The organism is Martinezella sp. CNPSo 3957 (genome assembly GCF_057784395.1).
Genome location: NZ_JBXSOU010000002.1, coordinates 22,809 through 41,494, shown reverse-complemented (window position 1 = coordinate 41,494; position 18,686 = coordinate 22,809). Strand labels below are relative to the sequence as shown.

Annotated in this window: 19 protein-coding genes; 13 read left to right on the top strand and 6 right to left on the bottom strand. The window is 61.1% G+C overall.

Going from position 1 to position 18,686, the window contains the following annotated elements; genetic code table 11:
* The first annotated feature begins 21 nt into the window (after positions 1–21).
* Positions 22–1,176 (top strand): hypothetical protein, encoded by a 1,155-nt coding sequence (locus tag AC13QE_RS05305; protein ID WP_488482902.1) that lies wholly within the window; start codon positions 22–24, stop codon positions 1,174–1,176.
* A gap of 89 nt (positions 1,177–1,265) precedes the next feature.
* Here the strand turns inward: AC13QE_RS05305 and AC13QE_RS05300 are convergent, their stop codons facing one another.
* Positions 1,266–1,526, bottom strand: a complete 261-nt coding sequence (locus AC13QE_RS05300) for a hypothetical protein (RefSeq protein ID WP_041677939.1) — start codon at positions 1,524–1,526, stop codon at positions 1,266–1,268.
* Between the two features lie 171 nt (positions 1,527–1,697).
* Between AC13QE_RS05300 and hemF the strand changes: the two genes are divergently transcribed.
* From hemF to AC13QE_RS05285, 3 genes are all read left to right on the top strand, one after another.
* Positions 1,698–2,609, top strand: coding sequence for an oxygen-dependent coproporphyrinogen oxidase (gene hemF, locus AC13QE_RS05295; protein ID WP_132717157.1), 912 nt, complete (start codon positions 1,698–1,700; stop codon positions 2,607–2,609).
* A 184-nt stretch (positions 2,610–2,793) separates the two neighbouring features.
* Positions 2,794–3,072: a hypothetical protein gene (locus tag AC13QE_RS05290; RefSeq protein ID WP_132717158.1), complete on the top strand. Its 279-nt coding sequence runs from the start codon at positions 2,794–2,796 to the stop codon at positions 3,070–3,072.
* A gap of 123 nt (positions 3,073–3,195) precedes the next feature.
* On the top strand, positions 3,196–3,381 hold the full coding sequence (locus AC13QE_RS05285; RefSeq protein WP_075851104.1) for a DUF1059 domain-containing protein: 186 nt from the start codon (positions 3,196–3,198) through the stop codon (positions 3,379–3,381).
* Positions 3,382–3,410: 29 nt separating this feature from the next.
* Here AC13QE_RS05285 and AC13QE_RS05280 read toward each other — a convergent pair whose 3' ends face one another.
* Genes AC13QE_RS05280 through AC13QE_RS05270 form a run of 3 tightly spaced genes read right to left on the bottom strand, consistent with a single transcriptional unit; the run spans position 3,411 to position 5,919 of the window.
* Positions 3,411–4,667: a CCA tRNA nucleotidyltransferase gene (locus AC13QE_RS05280; RefSeq protein WP_488482901.1), complete on the bottom strand. Its 1,257-nt coding sequence runs from the start codon at positions 4,665–4,667 to the stop codon at positions 3,411–3,413.
* Positions 4,664–5,299 carry a CoA pyrophosphatase gene (locus tag AC13QE_RS05275; RefSeq protein ID WP_132717161.1) on the bottom strand — a complete coding sequence of 212 codons (636 nt, stop codon included), beginning with the start codon at positions 5,297–5,299 and terminating at the stop codon, positions 4,664–4,666. The genes AC13QE_RS05280 and AC13QE_RS05275 overlap by 4 nt, the downstream gene beginning before the upstream one ends.
* A complete protein-coding gene (locus tag AC13QE_RS05270) occupies positions 5,296–5,919 on the bottom strand; it encodes a DUF1285 domain-containing protein (RefSeq protein ID WP_112334301.1) in 624 nt (207 codons plus the stop codon). The genes AC13QE_RS05275 and AC13QE_RS05270 overlap by 4 nt, the downstream gene beginning before the upstream one ends.
* Before the next feature lie 167 nt (positions 5,920–6,086).
* Here AC13QE_RS05270 and AC13QE_RS05265 point away from each other — a divergent pair, with 167 nt between their 5' ends.
* The 5 genes from AC13QE_RS05265 to AC13QE_RS05245 are packed head-to-tail and all read left to right on the top strand — an operon-like array spanning position 6,087 to position 13,365.
* Positions 6,087–7,100, top strand: a complete 1,014-nt coding sequence (locus AC13QE_RS05265) for an AAA family ATPase (protein ID WP_488482900.1) — start codon at positions 6,087–6,089, stop codon at positions 7,098–7,100.
* A gap of 26 nt (positions 7,101–7,126) precedes the next feature.
* The gene (locus tag AC13QE_RS05260) at positions 7,127–8,047 is read left to right on the top strand and encodes a DUF58 domain-containing protein (protein ID WP_112411599.1); all 921 of its coding nucleotides are present in this window, start codon (positions 7,127–7,129) and stop codon (positions 8,045–8,047) included.
* Positions 8,044–10,866 carry a DUF4159 domain-containing protein gene (locus AC13QE_RS05255; RefSeq protein WP_488482899.1) on the top strand — a complete coding sequence of 941 codons (2,823 nt, stop codon included), beginning with the start codon at positions 8,044–8,046 and terminating at the stop codon, positions 10,864–10,866. The genes AC13QE_RS05260 and AC13QE_RS05255 overlap by 4 nt, the downstream gene beginning before the upstream one ends.
* A 1-nt stretch (position 10,867) precedes the next feature.
* Positions 10,868–12,940: a hypothetical protein gene (locus AC13QE_RS05250; protein ID WP_488482898.1), complete on the top strand. Its 2,073-nt coding sequence runs from the start codon at positions 10,868–10,870 to the stop codon at positions 12,938–12,940.
* A gap of 2 nt (positions 12,941–12,942) precedes the next feature.
* The gene (locus AC13QE_RS05245; RefSeq protein WP_132717706.1) at positions 12,943–13,365 is read left to right on the top strand and encodes a GNAT family N-acetyltransferase; all 423 of its coding nucleotides are present in this window, start codon (positions 12,943–12,945) and stop codon (positions 13,363–13,365) included.
* A 135-nt stretch (positions 13,366–13,500) separates the two neighbouring features.
* Here the strand turns inward: AC13QE_RS05245 and AC13QE_RS05240 are convergent, their stop codons facing one another.
* Positions 13,501–14,076 carry a GNAT family N-acetyltransferase gene (locus AC13QE_RS05240; RefSeq protein ID WP_132717165.1) on the bottom strand — a complete coding sequence of 192 codons (576 nt, stop codon included), beginning with the start codon at positions 14,074–14,076 and terminating at the stop codon, positions 13,501–13,503.
* A gap of 348 nt (positions 14,077–14,424) precedes the next feature.
* Here AC13QE_RS05240 and AC13QE_RS05235 point away from each other — a divergent pair, with 348 nt between their 5' ends.
* Positions 14,425–15,414, top strand: coding sequence for a glutathione S-transferase family protein (locus tag AC13QE_RS05235; RefSeq protein WP_488482897.1), 990 nt, complete (start codon positions 14,425–14,427; stop codon positions 15,412–15,414).
* Positions 15,415–15,429: 15 nt separating this feature from the next.
* On the opposite strand, the gene AC13QE_RS05230 is transcribed toward AC13QE_RS05235, so the two are convergent.
* On the bottom strand, positions 15,430–15,921 hold the full coding sequence (locus AC13QE_RS05230) for an NUDIX domain-containing protein (protein ID WP_488482896.1): 492 nt from the start codon (positions 15,919–15,921) through the stop codon (positions 15,430–15,432).
* A gap of 50 nt (positions 15,922–15,971) precedes the next feature.
* Between AC13QE_RS05230 and AC13QE_RS05225 the strand changes: the two genes are divergently transcribed.
* The 3 genes from AC13QE_RS05225 to AC13QE_RS05215 all read left to right on the top strand — a co-directional run bounded on the left by AC13QE_RS05225 (position 15,972) and on the right by AC13QE_RS05215 (position 18,653).
* Positions 15,972–16,910 carry a metallophosphoesterase family protein gene (locus AC13QE_RS05225; RefSeq protein ID WP_488482895.1) on the top strand — a complete coding sequence of 313 codons (939 nt, stop codon included), beginning with the start codon at positions 15,972–15,974 and terminating at the stop codon, positions 16,908–16,910.
* Between the two features lie 387 nt (positions 16,911–17,297).
* Positions 17,298–17,810 (top strand): RNA polymerase sigma factor, encoded by a 513-nt coding sequence (locus tag AC13QE_RS05220; RefSeq protein WP_488482894.1) that lies wholly within the window; start codon positions 17,298–17,300, stop codon positions 17,808–17,810.
* 3 nt (positions 17,811–17,813) lie between these two features.
* Positions 17,814–18,653 carry an anti-sigma factor family protein gene (locus AC13QE_RS05215; RefSeq protein ID WP_207899610.1) on the top strand — a complete coding sequence of 280 codons (840 nt, stop codon included), beginning with the start codon at positions 17,814–17,816 and terminating at the stop codon, positions 18,651–18,653.
* The last annotated feature ends 33 nt before the right edge of the window (positions 18,654–18,686 follow it).

The following is an 18,686-nucleotide window of genomic DNA, read 5'->3' as shown; positions in this document are numbered from 1 at the left end:
GCGACCTTGGCGAGGTGACCCATGTTCCAGACGGCATTCACGCTTTCCCTGACGCAATTCGCACGCACGCTGAGCCTCCCCGAGCGGCTGCAGCATTCACCGGCGCGCAACCTCGCTCTTGAAGGCCTGCGCCAACGCAATCTCGCCCTCGACGCACTATTCTACGACGTCAAGGCTATCACGCCGGAGGAAGCCTTCTATATCAGTGACTCGCTCGCCGCCGAAGGCGCGATCATGCTCATTCCGCCAAGCGGTCTGGGAGCACTCACACTCTGCGAAACCATCGATGAATTCGTCCTGCGCGGCGGCACTAAGGCACGGGCGCTCGCAGTCGCCGGCATCGGTGGTTCGGCACTCGGAGCCGCCGCTTTCGCCCGCAACGTGGCCGATGCGATCGATGCGCCGGCCGCGGTCGTCGTCTCCGGCTACGGCATAGCCGATGTCATCACTGAAGCTTTCGGCGGATTGTTTTTCTTCGGTCACTTGCGAGGCCTGCGGCCTTTTCTTGAAAGTCTGGACGACCTTGCCGGTCGCCCCAAGGTCGGAGCACAGGCTGAGACGGCAGCGGCTCGCACCAGTCTCGACACGAGAACCGCGCAGGCGCTTCTAGCCGACCCCCGCCTCTCCTTCCGTCTGCTGACCGGCCACTCCAAGGGAAACCTCGTGCTGTCAGCTGCACTCCATAACCTCTGTAAACAAGACGAAGCGCGGATCACCGAGCTGGCGCAGCATGCAAAGATCGTGACGATCGGCACACGCATCGCTATGCCGCCTGTTTTCACGGATGTCGTCGACGTCATGGGGGAATGGGACTGGTTCGGCGAAATCAACTCCCGAGCATTCATTCATGCCGATCGACGCGTTGCGCAAGCGTGGCATCACACGAACACCGACTTGGGCGGGCATCTGCCTGTAACAACCACGCTCCGGGAAATCCTTGCGGCATCGCCAATCGTCGAAAACTCCCGAACAGCGGAACACCAGGACGAGACGCTCGGCGCGATATCCAAACCAGCGGTGCCGAACACCGAGGCTCCCTTGCCTGCCGTTCCGGACGGAAGACAAAAGGCAACAAGAGAAACGGTCAAGAAAGCCTTCCCTGTCAGCATCGCGGTAGGCGCCCAGCCGGCTGGATTCGGCGCGTCTGATGATGCGCAATCAGCCAAGCCGTATTGAGCAAGCCGCAAGCCAATGATGTGCCGCAAGCATGCTGAAATATGCTTCGACCTCTTCGCCCCTCGTGGCAGGCGGTTGTTTCGTCCAGTTCAATCCGCCGATGGCAGACGCCGCATGGTGAACTCGATGCGATCGCCGTCGACCTGGCGCCAGCTTTCGACTTCGGTCCAATAGGCAGCCTTGGGGAATTCGTTGAACCATTCGCGCGCCTTTTCGCGCGCTTCCGGGCGACTGAGACAAAAGGTCTCGCGAACGAATTCACTCTTTCCACCGGCGGGATGGTCCTGCCGGTAACGGAATATTCTGTTTCTCAACCCATCCAGGGGCGGCGGTCCGGGTATCTTCATGATAAAACCTCGCCTTTGAGAGAGGGAACATAATACCGCAGTGTGAAATTTGCGAGTCGATTCTCCTGCGGCGTTGCTGCACTGGTTGCGCCGCAATCTTGCTGATATTCCAAATCACGATACATACGGTGCGAATCGCGGGCCGCCGGCTGCTCGCATCGTCGGAGAGCGTGAATGGAACGACCCAATCTTCCCAAGGGATTACCCGAGGATATTGAAGAAAAGAAGGAGGCAGCGCGACACTGGTTCGAAGGCCTGCGCGACACGATCTGCGCGGAGTTCGAGCTGCTGGAAAGCGAGCTGACCGGCCCTCTTTCCGACCAGGAACCGGGCCGCTTCATCGCCAAGGACTGGCAGCGCGACAAGGGCCAGGGCGGCGGCGGCCGCATGTCGATGATGGAGGGCCGCGTCTTCGAAAAGGTCGGCGTCCACACCTCGACAGTCTATGGCGAATTCTCTCCTGACTTTCGCAGCCAGATTCCTGGCGCCGAGGAAGATCCTCGCTTTTGGGCCTCGGGGCTCTCGCTGATCGCCCACCCCGTCAATCCGAATGTGCCGGCCGTGCATATGAACACCCGCATGGTGGTGACGACGAGCCAATGGTTCGGCGGCGGCGCCGACCTGACGCCGGTGCTCGATCGCCGCCGCACCCAGGAAGATCCGGACAGCGCCCTCTTCCATCGCGCCATGCAGATCGTCTGTGATCGTCATGCCGTCGCCGACTATCAGCGCTACAAGAGCTGGTGTGACGAATATTTCTTCCTGAAGCACCGCAACGAGCCGCGCGGCATCGGCGGCATCTTCTTCGACTGGCTGCATTCGACAGAGGAAGCCGGTGGCTGGAACGCGGATTTCGCCTTCACCCGCGACGTCGGCCGCGCCTTCGCGATGGTCTATCCGCGCATCGTCCGCTCCAATTTCAACGAAACATGGACGGAAGAAGACCGTGACGAGCAATTAATTCGCCGCGGACGTTATGTGGAGTTCAATTTGCTCTACGATAGGGGTACAATATTCGGGCTGAAGACAGGCGGTAACGTCGAGTCGATCCTATCGTCTCTGCCGCCGGTGGTGCGTTGGCCTTGAAGCGTGTCGCGTAAGCTGGGCGGCAATTTTGCGATCGCGGCATGCGGGAAACCTCAAGCGCAGCAAACGATTGAAAGATCGCGATGCGCTTGAACGTTCAACATTAAATGATCGGACAACGCCCTGAAATCAGCGGGAGGAGTGCCTAAGTGACCTAATGCTCGTTCAATCGGAGGAGGTTGTAATGGCAGCAGAGAAACAAGTCACGGAAGCTTCGAAAGAACAGAAACTGTCGCGCACAGTCGATAGTCCGGAGTTCATTATCCGACTGGCAGAGGATATGCGGACCCGCAGTGGATCCGATCTGCCCCTCTCCTGCTTCCTGGAGCAGGTGAGGATGCAACTGGCGGGCAAATCTCCAAGCGATATCGCCAGCTTCGCGGCCGATCGTTCGGCCAAGCAGGCGCCTATCACCCAATATCAATCCTCGGATTGCTTCAAATCCTGGGCAATGCCGGATTAATGTCCGGAAGGCCGCCGCCGGGCAGGAGACTTGCCGGACAGCGGAAACCTTTTCTCGTTCGTTGCGTTTAGGCCTTCGGGTCCTTTCTAGGGCGAGAATCCGTTGAAAGATGAGGAGGAAGATATGCGACTGTTCGAATGTGGTACGCTCGTGCCCGGCTGCGCCTGGCACACCCGCGCCAAGGATGACGCCGAGGTGGTGCGCCGCGCGGTCGAGCACATGCGCGAAGCGCATGGCGAAACCATCATCCGCGAAAACATGGTCGACAATATCAAGGCCCGGATTCGCGACGAGGCCAACGCGGCCTGACTGGCGGGCCTGCTAATCAGGCCTCATTATCAGGCATTGGCCAAATCCTTGAGTCGGGCGAGAAGGCTCGCCCGGTTCATCGCAAAATTCGCGTCAAGCCACTCCTGCTCGAGTTTGCCGAGAAGCTCGCCCACACGCGGCCCGGCACCGACGCCCGCTGCGAGTGCATCCGCGCCATTAAGCGGGAAAGCGGGCTTCTTCCAGTTTGCCGTTCGTTCCAGCAATTTCCCGAGCCGCGCCACGCGCGCCATTTCCTCGAAATCGCCCTCCGCCTTGCTGCGGGCAACGGCCAGCGCCAGCTTCAGGCGAGCCGCAACGCCGGTTTGATCATGGCGATAAAGCAGACGATCGAAGGCCGCTTCCGAGATGTCGTCCTTGACGATCGGCGCATTCGCCCAGGCCTGCAGATAGGCGCCTTCCGCTTTCGAGAGGCGCAGCCGCTCGGCAAGCTTGGTGAGCCTTGCCGCATCGGGCGGCACGATAGCAGCGAGACGAAGCAGAGCCTCCGCCGGCCAACCGAAAGCCTGTTCGGCGGCAATCAATCCAGGAATGGCGTCGATCCCCCATTTCTCGGTTTCCGGCAGCACTTCGGTCAAAATGCCGATCTGACGCATCCAGAGCAGCGCCCTGCCCGGGTCTGGAGCCGCCAGCAGCTTCTTCATTTCCGACCAGACTCGCTCGGCCGAGAGCGTTGAAATCTTCGATTTTGCAGCAGCACAGGCGCGCAAGCCCTCCGCATCGGGGCGGCCGGTGCCGTAATAGGCGAAAAAGCGGAAGAAGCGCAGGATGCGCAAATGATCCTCGGCAATCCGCGTCGCGGCATCGCCGATGAAGCGGATATTGCGGCGCCCCAGATCGGCCAGCCCTCCGACGAGATCCACGACCTCGCCATCGGCAGATGCATAAAGCGCATTGATCGTCAGGTCCCGCCGCTCGGCATCAGCCTGCCAATCCCGGCTGAAGGCCACTACGGCACGGCGCCCGTCGGTTTCAACGTCGCGTCGCAACGTGGTGATTTCGAACGGCTTTCCATCGATGACCAAGGTGACCGTGCCATGCGCGATGCCGGTCGGCACCGCCTTGATTCCGGCGCCCTCGGCCCTTTCGACGACGGTTTCAGGCAACAGCGTCGTTGCTATATCGATATCGGCGACGGGCAGCCCCATCAGGCTGTTGCGGACGGCACCACCGACCACACGCCCCTCGCCGCCATCGGCATCGAGCAGCGCCAGCACCCGCTGCAATGCCTCATCGCGAAACCAGGCCTCATCGGCAACGGACGTCATCTATAGAGCCTTTCATAAAGTGTGCGGACGATACCCGCAGTAATGCCCCAGATCATGCGCTGCCCATAGGGCATGCGATAGAAATGGCGTTCAGTCCCCTGCCAGAGCATCGTGTCGGTCACGTGGTGGTCGGGGTCCATCAGGAAAGAGAGCGGCACCTCGAAGGCATCCTCCACTTCGGTTGGATTGAGGGTCAGATGAAAACCGGGTTTTACCACGGCAAGAATGGGTGTGATGCGAAAGCCGGTCGCCGCCAGATAATGCGGCAGCCGCGCCACCGGCTCGATGAAGATGTCGGCAAGCCCGATTTCCTCCCCCGCTTCGCGCATCGCCGCCATCTCCGGCGACGCGTCTTCCGGATCGATGGCCCCGCCCGGAAAGGCGATCTGGCCGGAATGCTTGCGGAGCGTCGATGTCCGGAGCGTAAAAATGACCCTGGCATCGTCGCCGCTGTCGACGACGGGCACAAGCACCGCGGCATCCTTGAGCTTCAGGTCCGCGACCTGCGATATGGTCTCGGGATTGAGGAGATGATCGCCGTGATCGCGCCAGGCAAGCTCCACCGGCCCACCACTCTGATGAAGGGCGCGACGGCGGAACTCGTCCGCAGAATAAAGAGGGAATTCATTCATCGAGTAAGCGCATCCAATTCGGCAACCGGCATGACCGGAAAGATGGAGCTGCCGGAACGCACGCAGAAGATCTCTCGTCCGGCAATCACGACGGGCTCACCAAGCTCGATGAGATCGTACATGACCGCACGCGTCACCAGAGCCTCGAGCCGCCCGCGGACATGCAGATAAGGCTTCAGCTCGTCGTTCTCGCCGCGTATGACGAAGCGGATCGGATGATCTCTGCCAGCCTCGACGACATCGCCAACATTCGTGCGGAAGGTCAGCACCCGTCTGCCCTCACGCTCCGTCACGCTCATCTCGACGGCCACGAACGGCGCGTCGACGACGCGAATGCCCACCTTTTCCACAGGCGTGACGAGATAGGTCTTTCCATCCTCGTCCTTGCGCAGAACTGTGGAAAACAGCCGCACCAGCGGCGCGCGGCCGATCGGTGTGCCAAGATAGAACCAGGTGCCGTCGGCGCGGATCTCCATGTCGATATCGCCGCAGAATGGCGGATTCCAGCGATCGACTGGCGGCAGACCCTTCTTGGAGCCGCCGCTATCGCCTGCCGCGCGCGAAATCAGCGCCGCGAGGCTTGCGGCATCGCCCGTTGTCCTGATTTCCTCGGTTGCCATTCTTCTGTCCCGGTTGGTCGTTAGTCAGGAATATGACAGTTCTCACGAGATAGTCATTTGAAACGTGCTTGTCAGCTATCTTGCTGGCGATAAGTTGTATTGATTATGAGGCAAATGTGTAACGTCTGCGAATCACGCGCACCGTTTTTCTGCCATTGGAGACGCAAATGGGCATGATCAAATCGACCGAAACGAGCCTCGATGAGCAGGCCATCATCGCCTCAGCCGAAAAGGCACTGGGCGATATCGCCCGCGTCCGCGAAGAGGTGTCGAAGGTCATTTTCGGCCAGGAAAGCGTCGTGGAAAACACGCTTCTGGCCGTGCTTGCCGGCGGTCATGCCCTGCTGGTCGGCGTGCCGGGTCTTGCCAAGACGAAGCTCGTAACGACGCTCGGCGCAGTCCTCGGCCTTGCCTCCAATCGTGTGCAGTTCACGCCGGACCTGATGCCCTCGGATATTCTCGGCTCCGAAGTCATGGACCAGGATGAAACCGGCCGACGCTCTTTCCGGTTCGTCAAGGGACCGGTCTTCGCACAATTGCTGATGGCCGACGAAATCAACCGCGCCTCGCCGCGCACACAGTCCGCCCTTCTGCAGTCCATGCAGGAATATCACGTCACCATCGCCGGCCAGCGTTATGACCTACCCGCTCCCTTCCACGTTCTCGCAACGCAGAACCCGCTGGAGCAGGAAGGCACCTATCCGCTGCCGGAAGCCCAGCTCGACCGTTTCCTGCTGCAGGTCGATGTCGATTATCCCGAACTTGCCGACGAGCGCCGCATCCTGCTCGAAACCACAGGCTTGAGCGAAGCGACGCCGCAGGCTGTCATCGACGCCGAACGCTTGCTGGAAATCCAGCAGCTCATCCGCCAGATGCCCGTCAGCGACGGCGTTGTCGATGCGATCCTGTCACTCGTGCGCTCTGCCCGCCCGGGCCAGGGCAATGCCTCCACAGACAAGCATGTCGCCTGGGGTCCAGGCCCGCGTGCCGGCCAGGCGATGATGCTCTGCGCCCGTGCCCGCGCCCTTTACGAAGGCCGGCTTGCCCCGTCGATCGACGACATTCATGCACTTGCCGAGCCAGTATTGGAACATCGCATGGCGCTGACTTTTGCAGCCCGCGCCGAAGGCATGTCCGTCCGCGATGTCATTTCAGGGCTGGTCAAGCAGTCGAAATCGTGACCCGGGTGTCGAGGAGAGTATAGCGCGTGGCATCCATCGGACAGACCGTCAGACCCACCTCAGGCAATGATGCCCTCTCCCGAGCCCGCAGCCGTGCCGCCCTCGTGCCGGATTGCCTCGTCGAAGCCAAGCGCATCGCCAACACGGTCATTGCCGGATGGCACGGTCGGCGCAAGCGCGGCATCGGCGAGAATTTCTGGCAGTTCCGCCCCTATACGGAAGGTGAAAGCCTGTCGCGCATCGACTGGCGGCGCTCGGCTCGCGACGATCATACCTATATCCGCGATCATGAATGGGAAGCCGCCCACACGATCTGGCTCTGGGCCGATCTCTCGCCATCCATGATGTATAAGTCGACCTACGGCCATGTGTCCAAGGAGGGTCGCGCGCTTGTCCTCATGCTGGCGCTAGCGGAAATTCTGTCCCGCTCCGGCGAGCGCATCGGCTGCCCCGGCATCATGGAGCCGGTTTCGACCCGCAATGCCGCGGAGCGCCTGGCCGCAGCGCTGATGCACACGCCGCTCGAGGGCGGCCTGCCGCAGACAGCAATGATCCGTGGCTGGAGCGATATCGTGCTGATCGGCGACTTTCTCGACGATGCCGATAGCGTCATGGGCAGGATCGGGCCGCTGGCCCGTCGTGGCTTGCGCGGCCATGTGATCGAGGTTGCCGACCCCGCCGAAGAACTCTTTCCCTATAGCGGGCGCACCGAGTTCAGTGATCCAGAAACGGGCTCGAAGCTGATCGCCGGCCGCGCGGAAAACCTGCGTGACGATTATCAGCGCGCCTATCTCGCACGGCGCGAAAATCTCGGTCAGTCGCTCCGCCATCTCGGCTGGACCTTCGTCAGCCACCGCACCGACCGGCTGGCTTCCGAAGCCCTGGTCGCTGTACATATGTATCTCTCAGGCATGCCCGCGAGGGTCGCGTCAGGAGGCCAGCCTTGAGCGGCCTCTCCTTCGCATTCGCTTCACCGGCCATCTTGGCAGCGCTCATTCTGCTTCCTGCGATCTGGTGGCTGCTGCGCTTGACGCCGCCGCAGCCGCGCGCGGAGGTGTTCCCGCCGCTGCGCATTCTGGCGAGCATTCTCAAGCGTGAGGAAACGCCGGCGCGCAGCCCGTGGTGGCTGACGCTGCTGCGCATGCTGCTTGCCGCCCTGGTCATTCTCGCCATCGCCAATCCCATGTTCAATCCGCGCACCAATACGCTGTCGAGCGGCGGCCCGCTGGTGCTGATGATCGACAATAGCTGGGCGAGCGTCTCCGACTGGGAACGCCGCGTACGTACCGCCGACGCGCTGATCGACGATGCCGACGCCAAGGGCATTCCCGTCTCAATCACCTTCACCGCCGAGCAGGGCAACGATGCGACCCCGAGTGCGGCAATAGCTGCCCGAGACAAGCTGCATGCCATGAACCCGAGGCCGCTGGTGCCGGATCGGCAACGCGCCGCCGATGCCGTCAAGGCGGCACTCAATGGCAGCAAGCCCGGCACCATCGCTTTCATCTCCGACGGCATCGAGAGCAAGGACAAGGACGATATCGTCAGCCGCCTTGCTGCCCTGCAGCCAAGCGAGCTGCGGCTCATCGAGGGCGATGGCCACGATATCATGGCGCTCACCGGCGCAGCCAATACCGCCAGCAACATGACCGTCACGGCCACACGGCTGGACGGTAGCGGCCCGATGCGCCTCGGGCTGACGGCACAGGACAATCAAGGACGGCCGATTGCCGTCGGTTCGCTTGATTTCGCAGGCGGGCAGACAGTTGCGACCGGGTCCATCACCGCGCCCTTCGAAATGCGCAATGATTTCGCCCGCATCAGCATCGACCGTCAGGCCAGCGCCGGCAGCGTATACCTATTGGACGACGGTTTTCGCCGCCGCCGCGTGGCGCTCCTCTCCGGACAGGCCGCCGACGAATTCCAGCCGATCCTGTCGCCGCTCTATTATATCCAGCGTGCGCTTCAACCCTATGCCGATCTGACCCAGCCCAACAGCGCCGATCTGGCGAAGTCGATCCCGCAACTGCTCGCGGGCAACCCCTCCGTCATCATCATGGCCGATGTCGGCCGCCTGCCGCAGGAAACCTACGCGCCACTGCAGAAGTGGATCGAAAATGGCGGCACGCTTGTCCGCTTTGCCGGCCCGCGCCTTGCCGCGGCACCCGCCGACGATCCTTTGGTCCCGGTCACATTGCGGCAGGGCGAGCGCACATTCGGCGGCGCTCTTTCCTGGGCCGAACCGCAGCCGCTTGCCGATTTCCCATCGTTCGGCCCCTTCGCCGGCATGCCGAAGCCGAACAATGTCCTGATCAAGCGGCAGGTCCTGGCGGAGCCGACACCGGATCTGGCCGAGCGCACCTGGGCAAGCCTTGCCGACGGCACGCCGCTCGTCACAGAAAAGCAGATGCAGGCCGGCCGCATCGTGCTCTTCCACGTCAGTGCCGAGCCGCAATGGTCTGATCTGCCGATATCAGGCGATTTCGTTGAGATGCTGCGCCGTATCGTCCAGCTCTCGCGCGCCGGCGGCGTTGCGTCGGGACAAGGAGCTGCCAAGGCAAACGAAGCAATGCCGCCCTACCGGCTCCTGACCGCCAAGGGCGTGTTGACCAGTGAGATCGGCAGTGCCCGCCCGCTGGAACCAGGCAACAAGGGAGCCGCAGTCGCAAGCTTCGACAACCCGCCCGGCCTCTATGGTTCCGAAGAGGGCTTCAGCGCGCTCAATACCCTGCCGAGCGCCACAGCGCTCAGGCCGCTGGATGCCTCGGCAGCCGGTGTGGTCGCACGCGAGGGCCTGATCGGCGGCGAGGCCTGGTCGGCAAAGCCGATCCTCTTCACCCTCGCCTTCCTCATCCTGCTGGCAGACAGCATCATCGTCCTGTTCATGAACGGCGCCTTTCCCCGCCTGGGTAGATCGGCCAAAACGATTGCGGGCGGTGTGGCAATGCTGCTGCTGGCCGTCTCGCTCGCCATGTTCTTACATCCGGTAAGCGTCCTGGCCGACGATTCCAAACCGGGCGACGACACCATCTTCTCGCGGCTGGACAAGACACACCTTGCCTATGTCGTGACAGGCGAGACAGATGTCGATCACATTTCGGAGCGCGGGCTGGCAGGCCTCTCCGACTATCTCACCTATCGCACGACACTCGAACCCGGCCCGCCGGTGGGTGTGGATCCTGCAAAGGATGAACTCGCCTTTTATCCGCTGATCTACTGGCCGATTTCTGCGACGGCGCCGATGCCGTCCAATGACGCCATCAATCGCATCGACGCCTATATGCGCAATGGCGGCACCGTGCTCTTCGACACCCGCGACGCCATCGACACGATGGGCGACACCTCGTCGCCAAGCCCGAACGGCCAGCGGCTGCAGCAAATCCTTGCCAATCTCGACATCCCTCCCCTGGAGCCGGTGCCTGCGGGCCATGTGCTGACCAAGTCCTTCTATCTGCTGTCGAGCTTCCCGGGGCGCTATGCGGACAGTCCGCTCTGGGTGGAAGCACGCCAGGATGCGCGTCGCGACGCGAATGCAGTCGCCACCTCCGACGGGGTGACGCCGATCATGATCACCGGCAATGATTTTGCCGGCGCCTGGGCCGTGGCCGACAATGGCTCGCCGCTGCTGCCGACCGTGCCGCCGGACGAGACCCAGCGCGAATATGCCTACCGCACGGGCGTCAACATCATGATGTACATGCTGACCGGAAATTATAAGTCCGATCAAGTCCACGTTCCCGATATCCTGCAGCGCTTGGGGCAATAATATGAATATCGGCTTTGCCCCCTTCCTCCCCTGGCCCGTGCTTGCCGCTTTGGCGCTGCTGACGCTCGCCATCGCGGCGCTCGCAATCTACAGGCGCCTGCGCGGCGGCTGGATTCGCGCTCTGGCGGGCATCGCTCTGCTTGCGGCACTCGCCAACCCGGTGCTGATGCAGGAAGATCGCGATCAACTGTCGACGATCGTTCCCGTTGTCGTTGACCGCAGCCTCAGCCAGCAGACGCCGGAACGTAGCAAAATGACGGACGAAGCCCTGGCAATGCTCAAGGATCGGCTGGCCCAATTCCCCCGCATTGAGCCGCGCATTGTGGAATTCCGCGATCCGGCGGAATCGGAATCACCGTCGACAAGGCTTTTTTCCGCCCTCTCCTCGTCGATCGCCGACGTGCCACCGGCCCGCATCGGCGGTGCCATCTTCCTGACCGACGGTCAGATCCACGACATTCCCGGCGTCAATCAGCAGCTCGGCTTCGACGCGCCCGTCCACGGGCTGATAACAGGCAAGCCGGACGAATTCGATCGCCGCATAGAGATCGTGCGCGCCCCGCGCTTCGGCATCGTCAATGATGAGCAGCAGCTGGTCTTTCGAGTCGTCGACGACGGCAAGAGCCCCGGCGGCACCGCAGCAGTCACGGTCAAGATGAATGGCGACGAGATTGCCACACTGCAGGCCACGCCCGGCCAGGACACTCCTTTCAGCTTCAAGGTGCCGCGCGCCGGCAACAATGTCCTCGAATTTGCAGTCGCCGAAGTGCCTGGCGAAGTCACCGGCATCAACAATCAGACGGTCCAAGTGATCGAAGGCATCCGCCAGAACATGCGCGTTCTCCTCGTTTCGGGTGAACCGCACGCCGGCGAGCGCGCCTGGCGCAACCTGTTGAAATCGGACGCATCGGTCGATCTCGTGCATTTCACCATCCTGCGCCCACCGGACAAGCAGGACGGCACGCCGATCAACGAATTGTCGCTGATCGCTTTTCCCACGCGCGAGCTCTTCGTCGATAAGATCAGTTCTTTCGACCTGATCATCTTTGACCGCTATCAGGACCGCCAGAACGTCCTGCCGACGATCTATTATGATTACATGGCGCAATATGTCGAAAATGGCGGCGCGCTGCTGGTGGCGGCCGGTCCCGAACATGCCGGCGGCAGTTCGATCGCGCTGACGCCGCTTGCCTCGGTCCTGCCGGCCGAGCCGACGGGCCAGATGATCGAGAAAGCCTTTTATCCGCGCCTTTCGGATCAGGGGAAGAAACACCCCGTCACGCGCGGGCTGGATGGCTCCGAAACCGAGCCGCCGCATTGGGGCCGCTGGTTCCGCAGCGTGGATGTGGAGAGGCCGCAAGGCCAGACGGTGATGGTCGGAGCCAATAACAGCCCGCTGCTGGTGCTGAACCGCGTCGGCCAGGGTCGTGTCGCCATGCTGCTCTCCGACGAAGGGTGGCTATGGGCACGCGGTTTCGAAGGCGGCGGGCCCCATGTGTCGCTCTACCGCCGCATTGCCCATTGGCTGCTGAAGGAGCCGTCGCTGGAAGAAGAAGCCTTAACCGCCAATGCTGCCGGTCGCACGCTGCAGGTAACACGCCAGACGATCGGCAACGACCCCGGTCCCGCCACGATCAAAACGCCATCGGGCAAGACGGACACCCTACCGCTGAAGCAGACGCAGCCGGGCCTTTATCAGGCAGAGAAGCATATGGGCGAGATCGGCCTCTACCAGATCGCCAGCGGCGATCTGTCGACGCTGGTCCATATCGGCGCCATCGATGCTCCGGAATTCAAGGCGATGATCTCCACCACGGAGACGCTGAAGCCGCTGGCGCAGAAGACCAAGGGTCTCGTCACCCGCGTCGCCGGTGCCAATGGCAGCGTGACGGTGCCGCAGGTTCTGCCGGTGCGCGGCGCCGTTCGCGTCGCCGACGGTCAGCGCCTGACCGTCCGCATGACCGACGAAACCGTGCTGAAGGGGATCAATACCCTGCCCTTGTTTGCAGGCTTTGCCGGTCTCGCCGCCCTCCTCTTTGCTTTCTCCGCCACGTGGTGGCGCGAAGGACGATGACTATGAAGATCGACGTGACCGATACGCCATCGGAAGGCGACCTTACAGCCATCAGCGAAGGATTGACGGCGTTCAACACCGCGGATGTCGGGCCGTCCGCTCGGCAATCCCTGGCTGTTCTGATCCGCGATGACGCCGGCAAAACCATCGGCGGCATATCCGGCTATACCGCCTGGGGGTGGCTGTTCACGCAGTTGCTTTTCGTGCCGGAAAGCCTGCGCGGCCAGGGCATGGCCGGAAAGCTTCTGGAGGCGGCGGAAGCGGAAGCAAGCGCGCGTGGCTGTTTCGGCGCGTGGATCGATACCTTCAATCCACAGGCGCTGAAAGCCTATCAGCGGCAGGGCTATGCCGTCTTCGGCGAACTGCCGGATTTCCCCGCCGGTCGCAGCCGGTTCTTTCTGCAGAAGAAATTGTCGCCCCGCTGATATAAGCAGGGCGATTTTTCGTTGATAGCGCCTTTAAAGCCTTTCCGCTTTTCTTCGAATCGCGAAAATGCTCTATCCCTTTGTTTTTACGCAATTCCGGACGGAAAACCGCTTCGCACTTTTCCTGGAATTGCTCTAGACAGCGATCGCCGTGAGCTGCACGACATCATCCAGATCGTCGTCATCTTCGGCTTCCACAGCCGCAGTGGAATCATCGCGCCATGCGATCGAGCCTTGCAGCCGCGCATGCGTGTCTGCCGCGATCGGCACGACCAGCACCCGGTTGGGATCGACAGGCCCCGGGAAGGTCAGTGCGTTATAGGCAACCTTCTCGAAACCGAGCGGGCAATAATAGGGCGGATCGCCGATGAGGATGACGGCTTCCGATCCCTTGCGCTGGGCAGCGGCCACCGCGATCCGCACAAGCTCGCGGCCTATGCCCTTGTTCTTGTGCGAGGGGCGCACGGCGAGCGGGCCGAGGAGATGTCCCTTGACCGATCCGGCCAGCACCGGCGTCATCCGCACGGAGGCGATCGTTTCGCCATCATCGGCGCAGATGAAGGACAGCGAATGGTCATGCGGCCCTTGCTCGCGAATGCGAGCAGCGGCACGGGTAAACCGTCCCGGACCGAAAGCTTCTTCGTTGATGAGTTCGATTGCAGCGTCGTGCGACGCATCCTCAGTGAGGTAGACCAGATCGTGCTTGTACATTAGCCCAGAAAACCAGATAGACGGACGATATTGTTCCCGAAAGCGCTCATCGAGCGTTCAAGATCATCGGCGTCGTCGCAGGCTTCTGGTTACTTTCATGCCAAGGGGTCCTTAAACTGTGAAAAGCCGGATAGCAGGAAATATTCGGCGCGTCCAATGCAAAATGCATCCCGCCGCTCATTCATGCAAGATCGGGTTGGCATCACCTCTTTTATCGAGTTCGGCGCCCCGAATGAGCCTGGTGATAGCACCCATAACGCAGTGTTCATCATTTGCTGTCTCGAAATCCGGCGTGCATACCGTATCTCCAGATATATAGTTTCGGTAGTTCCTCGAAAGGATCAAGCAATGGGCATGTTGGTGGACGGCGTCTGGCATGACGTCTGGTACGATACCAAAGAGACGAAGGGCCATTTCAAGCGCGTTGCGTCGCAGTTTCGAAACTGGGTGACCGCAGACGGCAGCGCCGGCCCGACAGGCATCGGCGGCTTCAAGGCAGAAGCCGGACGCTATCATCTTTACGTGTCGCTCGCCTGCCCCTGGGCGCATCGCACCCTGATCTTCCGCAAGCTGAAGAAGCTGGAGGAGCTGATCTCCGTCTCGATCGTCGATCCGCTAATGGTTGAAAACGGCTGGGAATTCAAAGGCACAGACGGCGGCACCGTCGACCATCTCTTTGGCGCGACAAAACTCTGGGAGGTCTACGTCAGAGCCGATCCGCATTATTCCGGCCGCGTGACCGTTCCCGTTCTCTGGGACAAGCAGACCGGCACGATCGTCAACAACGAATCGGCCGAAATCATCCGCATGTTCAACACCGCCTTCGACGGCCTGACCGGCTCCACGGCGGATTTCTATCCTGCTGACTTGAGGGCCGATATCGATGCATTGAACGAGCGCGTCTACGATACGGTCAACAACGGCGTCTACAAGGCCGGCTTTGCGACGACGCAGGAAGCCTATCAGGAAAACGCGCTCCGTCTCTTCGAAACCCTCGACATGCTGGACCAACGACTGGCAACGCAGCGCTATCTATTCGGAGATCGCCTGACGGAGGCCGACTGGCGGCTGTTTACGACGCTTATCCGCTTCGATGCCGTCTATGTCGGGCATTTCAAATGCAACATCCGCCGCATCGCCGATTATGCCAACCTCTCGGCCTATCTACGGGATCTCTACCAGGTCGCCGGCGTTGCGGAGACCGTCAATCTCGACCACATCAAGAACCACTATTATCGCAGCCACAAGACCATCAATCCGACAGGGATCGTCCCGATCGGGCCGGAACTGGATTTCGATCACCCGCATGGGCGCGAGCGGCTGGCAAAGGCTGCGTGACCCAGGCGTCGGAAACTACCAGTAGCTGGAGGGAGCCAATGCCCCTTCCAGCTCCTTAAGCCGGCGATAGGTTGCCTTCGTCGTGCCCGGCGGCAGCGCATCGACCGGAAAGAAGCCGCTTTCGACGATTTCGCGATCCGGTTTGCGCGGCGCGGTCTGGGTGACCTCCACGCGATAGAAGACGACGTGGTCGCGTTTGCTGGTGTGATTGTTGAAATAGACGTGAAAGAGCTGCGGCTTGCCTGAGATCATCAGATTGCCTTCCTCACGCAGCTCCTTTTCGAGCGCCTGCTCCACAGTCTCATGGCGTTCGACGCCGCCGCCGGGCATGTGCCAGCCGGCAATGTAGGAGTGTCGCACGAGGAAAATCCGCCCTTCACGATCGAAGCAGGCGGCGCGCACGCCGATCGTCATGCTGCGGGTCAGCACGAAATAGACATGCAACGCGCGGCCGAACAGACGCACAGCCAAACCCTGCCTTTCATCGCGTCGATCGTCTTCACTCATGCCGGAACCCCGGCATCGTGATCTGCAATCGGATCGAGGATGTATTTGTTTTGACAATAGAGTGGGCTATGTCTCATCCCATGTTCAAGCTCGCGCATATTTCCGATGTTCACCTTGGTCCGCTGCCACGTCTTTCGATCAGAGAACTCGCCTCCAAACGCATTACCGGATTTGTGAACTGGCACCGGAACCGGCGCAAGCATCTTTTTGGCGATACGCTTGATCTCCTTCTTGAGGACATCAAGGCGAAACAGGCCGATCATCTGGCCGTAACCGGCGATCTCGTCAACCTTGCAAGCGGCATGGAGATCCAAACAGCGGCCGCATGGCTGAAGACGGTCGGCGATCCCTTTCACACATCCGTCGTTCCCGGCAACCACGATGCCTACGTGCCCGGTGCCTACGAAAAGGCAATGCGCTCCTGGTATCCCTATGTCCGCGGCGACGAGGCTCCCGCCGAATGGCAGGAGGACAAGCGCATTTTCCCCTATCTGCGCATCCGCGGGCAGGTCGCGCTTGTGGGATGCTCCACAGCCGTCGCCACCCCGCCCTTTGCCGCAAGCGGCTTCTACTCCTCACGCCAGGCCCGCGAGACGGTGAATATCCTGCGCGCAGCGGGCGATGCCGGGCTCTTTCGTGTCGTCATGATCCATCACCCGCCGATTCGCGGCGCGACCAGCTTCTACAAGCGGATGATCGGCATTCGCCGTTTCGCAGCCGTCATCTCCACCGGCGGCGCCGAACTTGTCCTGCACGGCCATACACATCTCAACACCCTGCACTGGCTGCGGGGACACATGGGTTCGATTCCCGTCGTAGGGATCGCCTCCGCATCGCAAGGGGTCGGCGGATTGAAGCCGCGCGCTGCCTATAATCTCTTCACCATCGCCGGCCGTCCCGGCGCCTGGGAACTGAAAGCGGAGCGTTATAGCCTCAACGACAGTGGCAACGGCGTCGACCCCGAAGGCTTCGATATTCTGGCGACATGACGAGCTTTTTGCGTCGTAGCGCGCATCGTTTCGGTAGCGTTTTCTAAGATACGGAGCTACAATCGAAGCACTGAAATTCCGAAATAAGGAATGCATCGTGAGGAGCGACGCATGCCAGCTTCGGGAACCTGTATCCGATCAGGTTGCTGCTTCTTGGAGGGCTTGGGCCAACATTGGTGCAGTACGCGTCGGTACATTGTGGGATAGCGCATTAAGGATGACGGTCAAACGCGCGGGTGCTTTTGAAGACTTGCGAAACGGCAGGAAAATGGTTCATATCAGCACAGGACGATTATTCCGCTCGCATCACCTTTCTTACGGGGAAGGCCGTCGATCGCGGAAGCAAATTGCCGATCTGACAACCTCCAACGCCTTCCTGGAACCGTCATGCCAACGCCGGTAGCAGCCATCGATATCAGACGCGATCTGGTCGGTCTTCTTCCGAAGCTTCGCCGCTTTGCTGTGACGCTGACCGGCGATCTTGCCGAGGCGGACGAGCTTGTCCAAAACGTCTGTCAACGCGGCATAGCCAAGTTCCATCTTTGGAACAGCGGCGGCAAGCTGGAAAGCTGGCTCTACACCATGGCCCGGCACCAATGGGTCGACGAAGCGCGACGTCACAAGCTACGTCCCACCGGCAAGGGCAATGCCCTGGAACAGGGCGATCCGGCATCACAAACCCATTTAAATCCGGTGGAAGCCGGTGAAGCGCATCGCCTTGTCACATCTTTGCCCGAAGGACTTGCCAGTGTCTTCCTGCTGGTCGATGTCGAAGGACACAGCTACAAGCAGGCGGCCGATGTTCTCGGCATCCCGTTGGCGGCGGTGACATCAAGGCTCTCCAGCGCACGCCTTTACCTCGCCTCCCAGGGTCATAGCCGCTCGTCCCGAAGGTTTTAAGTATTGCAAGATATGAAGAAAACGCCGCTCGAAGTCCGCTTGTCCGCCTTCATGGATGGCGAGACGAGCCGCGAAGAAAAAGAAGAGCTGGAAAGGCTCATTGCCTCCGACGCGGACGCCCGGCGTATTTTCGATGAGCTGAAACACGGCTCCGATGTCGGCCGGAAGGCTTTCGATGAGGTTCTGAAGGAGCCGGTACCGCTGGCCCTCGTTCGCTCCATCAAGAGCGCTCAGCCGCCCAAGACCCGAGAGCCATCTCCGCGTATTACCAGGCATTCGCTGAAACTGGCACCGACGGGCAAGCAATCATTGGCCGCGGCCCTTATCCTGTTCGCCGTCGGCGGCGGCATCGGCTATCTTTTCGGTATGCAACCCGCTGATGTCCCGGCGAGCCCTCCGCCGACCCCGTCACAGCTTATGACTCGCAACTGGCTGGAGGATATTGCTGCCTACCACCGCATCTATGCGCGTCAGCCGCAGCATATGGTCGAGTTGCAGGCAAGCCAGTTGGACGAGATCGCCAAATGGCTGGCAAGCACGGTCGGCGTCAAATTCAACTTGCCGGATCTCGCAGCTGATGGTCTCGTCTTCCAGGGCGCGCGCATGTCCATCGCCGCCGGTAAGCCTGTCGGCCAGCTGATCTACAAGAACCTCGATGGCGATGTCGTCGCCATCTGCTTTACCAAGACGGACGGCATCGCCGACGACGATTTCAGCGAAACCATCAAGGACGATATCAGCATCGTATCCTGGCATCGCAACGGTACCACCTATGCGATCGTTGGCCCCTCCTCGAATGCGATGCTCGATCAGATCGCCAATCGGGTATCCTCGGAGATCTGACTGATATCCCATCCGTTTTGCCGCTTGCAGCCA